Genomic DNA, 4,881 nt, shown 5'->3' with positions numbered 1-4,881 from the left:
GCCGGCTCGCGGCGGCGGTGGCCGGGCGGGTGCACGAGGCGGCCCGGCGGATGCTGGGCGGCCCCTCGGGCGGCGGGCTGGACCGGGCCGTGTTCGAGGAGCTGTTCCCGGTCGAGGGGGGCTGGGCCACCGCGGTGCTCGCCGAGGGCCTGTTCGTCCCCGCCGGGCCCGGATTCCGTTTCGCGCACGGGGAGTTCGCGGACTGGCTGCAGGGCCGGCACCTCGACCTGGACGTGGCGTTGCGACTGCTGCTCGGCGAGGCCGGGGACACCCCGCCCTGGCCCGCCGAGGGGGGCGAGGAGCCCGCGGGCCGCCGCCCGGCGGGGGAATCGGCCGCGGGGGCGAGCGCCGTCCCCCGGCACCGGATCGGCCCGGTCGCCGCCGCGCTGCGCCGGGTGGCCGAGACCTGGGGCGCCGGCGCGCTGGACCCGTGGCTGCACCGGATCTGGCGCGCCCTCGACCTGCGCCCGCCGGGCAGCGAACCGGCGTGGTGGGCGGCCCGGCTGCTCGTCGCGGGCCTGGCCGCCAGCCCGGACCGGGCCGAACACCGGTCCCTGCTGGAGCAGTTGGCGGCCCGGATCGCCGAACGGGCGGGCGCGGCGGGCGCGGTGGCGCTCCCGGCGGCCGGGCTCGGGCGCTTCGGCCCGGCCTTCTGGACCGGCCTCGGCCTGCCCGTCGAGGCCGAACTCGCCCTGCTGCGCCGCCTGGTGACCGCCGACGGCCTCGGGCAGCGCTTCCTCGCCGTGGTGGCCGAGCGGCTGCGCGCCGACCCGGTCGCGGTGTTCCCGCTGCTCTGCGCCTGGTTCGAGGACGCGCGCGGCCTGCCCGGCCGCCCCGGCCGCACGGTCGCCGACCTCGCCCACGAGCTGCTGCACGCCCACCGCCGGCTCGCACTGGACGAGTTGGCCGACGCGCTGGCGGCCGCCGCGCACCCGGGGGCGGACGCGCTGCTCACCGTCCTCGCCGCCGAGGAGCCGTCCGCGCTCTGCCGGGCGGTGGACCGCTGGAGCCACGACCGGCGGCCCGAGCGGCACGTCGCGGCGGCCGTGCACGCGCTGCGCGTGGCCCCGTACGCCTCCGGGGCCGGGGCCGAGCTGCTGCGGTACACCGCGCTGACCCTGCTCGGCCGGGAGGACGAGCCCGGTCTGCACGGGGCCGCGCTGGCGCTGCTGGTCGGCGACCCGGCGACCCGCGCCGCGTACCTGCCGGCCGCGCTCGCCCGGTTCCGGGCCGGCGGCGACGCCTTCCTCACCCCGCGGGCGCTCGCCCCGGCCCTGGAGAGCGACCCGCAGGCCGTCGTGGCCGCGCTCGCCGATCGGGCGGCCTCCCCCGGGTGCGCGGCCCTCGCCGAGACGCTGCGGGTGCTCGCCGACGCCACCGCCCCGGCCGCCGTGCGGTGCGGCGCCGAGCTGGCCGTCGGGCTGCTGCGCGGGGACGGGGGATCGGCCGGTCCGGTCGCCGTCGACTACCTCGGCCGTCGGCTGGCGCGCCCCGCCGGGGTCGGTCCGGACGGCCGGCCGGAGCTGCGGGTGCTGCTCGGCGCCGCGCTGGCCGCCCGCAGCGCGGCGGTCCGGCGGCCGTTCGCCGAGGTGCTGTCCGTCCCGGTGGCCGACCCGGCGGCGGACGCGCTGCGCTGCGAACTGCTGGACGCCCTGCTCGCCGCCGAGGCGGACCCGGCGGTGCTGACCGCCGTGGTGGAGCGGCTCGCCGAGCACTGCGCGGCCGAGCACCCCGCCCGGGCCCGGGCGGTGCTGGCCCGTACCGTCCCCGTCCTGCCGGGCGCGGACGAGCTGCTGGCGCGCTGCGCCGGGCGGTCGGCGGCCTTCGCCGGGCTGCTCGCCCGGTGGCCGTCCGGCCCCGTGCAGACCGCTCCGGACGGGCCCCGGCCGGGCCGGACGCAGGCCCTGGCGGCCGCCGGACGGGACCTCGGGCACGCCGCCGGGGAGGCCGAGCGGGCCGTCTCCCGGCGGGCGGCGGGGCGCCCGGGTGGGCCCAACCCGTATTCCGGTGCCTGAGCCGGGGCAGGCGCATGGCACGCTATAGGGGTTCGGGTTTTGAGCGTTTGAGCGTACAGAGGGTACGCACCGTACGGAACAAGGAGCGGTCAGGTGCAGCGCTGGCGTGGCCTGGAGGAGATCCCCGGGGACTGGGGACGCAGCGTCGTCACCATCGGCTCGTTCGACGGGGTGCACCGCGGACATCAGCTGATCATCGGGAAGGCGGTCGAGCGGGCCCGCGAACTCGGCATCCCGTCGGTCGTGGTGACCTTCGACCCGCACCCGCGCGAGGTCATCCGCCCGGGCAGCCACCCGCCGCTGCTCGCGCCGCACCCGCGCCGTGCCGAGCTGATCGCGGAGCTGGGCGTGGACGCGGTGCTGGTGCTGCCGTTCACCACCGCGTTCTCCCAGGAGTCCCCGGAGACCTTCGTCCGGCAGGTCCTGGTGGACGCGCTGCACGCGCGGGTCGTCATCGAGGGCCCCAACTTCCGCTTCGGGCACCGGGCCGCCGGGGACGTCGCGCTGCTCGGGGAGCTGGGCCGGGCGGACGACTTCGAGGTCGAGGTGGTCGACCTCCAGGTGTGCGGCACGGCGGGGGACGGCGAGCCGTTCTCGTCGAGCCTCACCCGCCGACTGGTGGAGACCGGGGACATGGCCGGCGCCAACGAGGTGCTGGGCCGCCCGCACCGGGTCGAGGGCGAGGTGGTGCGCGGCGCCCAGCGCGGCCGCGAGCTGGGCTACCCGACCGCCAACGTCGAGACCGTGCCGCACAGCGCGATCCCGGCCGACGGCGTGTACGCGGGCTGGCTGACCGCGGACGGCGAGCGGATGCCCGCGGCCATCTCGGTCGGCACCAACCCGACCTTCGACGGCACGGCCCGCACCGTGGAGGCCTACGCCATCGACCGGGTCGGCCTGGACCTGTACGGGATGCACGTGGCCGTGGACTTCCTCGCCTACCTGCGCGGGATGGAGAAGTTCGACTCCATCGACGCGCTGCTCGACCGGATGGCCGACGACGTCAAGCGGGCCCGCGAGCTGACCGACGGCATCTGACCGAGGGCGGCCGGGCGCCGCGACGGCGGAAGGGGCCCACCGACCTGGTGTCGGTGGGCCCCTTCCGCCGTCTCACTGCCGGGGTGCCTGCGGCGGGTAGCCGTAGCCGTACCCCGGCCCCGGCTGCTGCGGCCAGGGCGCCCCGGGCGCGGGCTGCTGGGGGTAGCCGTACCCGGGCGGGGGCGGCGGGGCCTGGCCGGGCTGCGGCGCCCACGGAGCGCCGGGGGCGGGCGGGCCGGCCTGCTGCGGGTAGGACGGGGGCTGCTGGGGGTCGGCGTACGGCTGCGGCTGGCCGCCCTGCTGCGGGTAGCCCGGCTGCGCCTGCTGCTGCCAGCCGGACTGCTGGGCGGCGGCCTGCTGGGCCCGGGCGATGTCCTCGCCGACCAGGGTGGCCAGCTCGAAGTAGGCCTCCCGGACCTTGGGCCGCATCATGTCGAGGTTGACCTCGGCGCCGGCCGCCAGGCTCTCGTCGAACGGCACCACGATCACGCCGCGGCAGCGGGTCTGGAAGTGCGCGACGATGTCCTCGACCTTGATCATCTTGCTGGTCTCGCGCACCCCGGAGACCACCGTGATGCTGCGCTGCACCAGGTCCGCGTAGCCGTGCGCGGAGAGCCAGTCCAGGGTGGTCGAGGCACTGGAGGCGCCGTCCACACTGGGGGTGGAGACGATGATCAGCTGGTCGGCCAGGTCCAGCACCCCGCGCATCGCGCTGTACAGCAGGCCGGTGCCGGAGTCGGTCAGGATGATCGGGTACTGGCGGCCCAGCACGTCGATCACCTGGCGGTAGTCCGAGTCGTTGAAGGTGGTCGACACCGCCGGGTCGACGTCGTTCGCCAGGATCTCCAGGCCCGAGTTCAGGTCCTGCGAGGTGAACTGACGGATGTCCATGTAGCTGCGCAGGTGCGGGATGGCCGTCACCAGGTCGCGGATGGTCGCGCCGGTCTGGCGCTTGACCCGGCGGCCCAGGGTGCCGGCGTCCGGGTTGGCGTCGATCGCGATCACCTTGTCCTGGCGCTCACTGGCCAGGGTCGCGCCGAGCGCGGTGGTGGTCGTGGTCTTGCCGACGCCGCCCTTGAGGCTGATCACCGCGATCCGGTAGCAGCTCAGCACCGGCGTGCGGATGATCTCCAGCTTGCGGGCCTTCTCGGCCGCCGCGGCCTTGCCGCCGAACTGGAAGCGCGGCTGCTGGCGCTGCTGCTTGGGCTGGCTGCGCAGCAGCCGGTCCGAGGACAGCTCGACGGCGGCGGTGTAGCCGAGCGGCGCGCCGTGCGCGGTCTGCTGCGGGGCGGCGGACTGCTGGAAGGCGCTGGGCTGCGGGCCCTGGGGCTGCTGATGCCAGGCCTGCCCCGGCTGCGGCTGTCCGGGCTGCGGGAAGCCGGGCGGGGCCTGCGGGCCGGGCTGCGGCGGGACCGGCTGCTGGTACGCGGCGGGCTGCGGCCAGCCGCCCTGGCGCGGGTCCACCGGGCCGGGCTGCGGGGCCGCCGGGCCGGGCTGCGGCGGCACGGCGGCCTGCGGGGCCGGCTGCGGAGGCTGGGCCTGGGGGGCCTGCTGGGCCTGCTGGGCCGCCCACGCGGCCTGCGGGTCCCAGGCCGGCGGTGCGCCCTGCGGATCCTGGGGGTGCTGGGGGTGTTGCGGCTGGGCCTGCTGGACCGGCGGCTGCGCGAAGTCCTGCGGCTGAACCGGCTGAACCGGCTGAACGGGGTGGGCGGGCTGCCCCGGCAGTCCGGCCGCGGCGGGCGCCGGGTACGGCTGCGGCTGGGGTGCGGGCGGCTGCGCCGCGGCCTCCGGCACCGGCCAGGCGGGGGCACCGGCCGGCGGCTGCTCG

2 protein-coding genes and 1 pseudogene are annotated in these 4,881 nt (G+C 77.8%); 2 read left to right on the top strand and 1 reads right to left on the bottom strand.

What is annotated here, in order from left to right:
* Both AB0E96_RS38190 and AB0E96_RS38185 read left to right on the top strand, forming a co-directional pair.
* Positions 1-2,015 (top strand): annotated as a pseudogene (locus AB0E96_RS38190) (hypothetical protein); the annotation flags it as partial.
* A gap of 93 nt (positions 2,016-2,108) precedes the next feature.
* A complete protein-coding gene (locus AB0E96_RS38185) occupies positions 2,109-3,053 on the top strand; it encodes a bifunctional riboflavin kinase/FAD synthetase (protein ID WP_359831001.1) in 945 nt (314 codons plus the stop codon).
* A gap of 72 nt (positions 3,054-3,125) precedes the next feature.
* Here the strand turns inward: AB0E96_RS38185 and AB0E96_RS38180 are convergent.
* The coding region (locus tag AB0E96_RS38180) for a MinD/ParA family protein (RefSeq protein ID WP_359831000.1) at positions 3,126-4,881 on the bottom strand (1,756 nt) is incomplete at its 5' end.

The organism is Kitasatospora sp. NPDC036755 (assembly GCF_040636595.1).
Classification (GTDB): Bacteria; Actinomycetota; Actinomycetes; order Streptomycetales; family Streptomycetaceae; genus Kitasatospora.
This window is presented reverse-complemented; position numbering and strand designations above follow the sequence as displayed.